Source organism: Bacillus sp. HU-1818 (genome assembly GCF_022695965.1).
Classification (GTDB): Bacteria; Bacillota; Bacilli; order Bacillales; family Bacillaceae; genus Bacillus; species Bacillus atrophaeus.
The window spans coordinates 1-504 of sequence record NZ_JAAPBE010000020.1 but is presented as its reverse complement, the minus strand read 5'-3'; the positions used below and the strand labels follow the sequence as shown (position 1 = coordinate 504).

The 504-nt window shown below is 57.3% G+C and carries 1 protein-coding gene; it reads left to right on the top strand.

Annotated features, from left to right (window positions below):
- The coding region (locus GXP75_RS21345; RefSeq protein WP_242557813.1) for a condensation domain-containing protein at window positions 1–504 on the top strand (504 nt) is incomplete at both ends.

Genomic DNA, 504 nt, shown 5'->3' with positions numbered 1-504 from the left:
ACTCATTCGGGAATTTGGAGAATTGTACGCCGGGCGGAAACTTGAGCCGTTGCGCATCCAATACAAAGATTACGCCGTATGGCAGCAGGACTTCAAAAAAGGCGACACATATCAGAAGCAGGAATCTTATTGGCTGAAGCAGCTCGGAGGCGAGCTGCCTGTGCTTGAACTGCCGGCGGACAAGCCCCGTCCGGCGGTGCGAAGCTTCGCCGGTGACAAGATCTCATTTACTCTGGACGAAGAGGTCACGTCCGGCCTGAACCGCCTCGCGCGGGAAAACGGAAGCACCCTGTATATGGTGCTTCTTGCGGCCTACTCAGCTTTATTGGCGCGCCTCAGCGGGCAAGAGGAAATCGTGGTCGGATCACCGATCGCCGGCCGGCCGCATGAAGACCTTGAACCTGTGCTCGGCATGTTCGTAAACACGTTGGCGCTTCGGACACGCCCGGAGGGCGGAAAGGGTTTCACAGACTATTTGCAGGAAGTCCGTCAGACAGCGCTGGA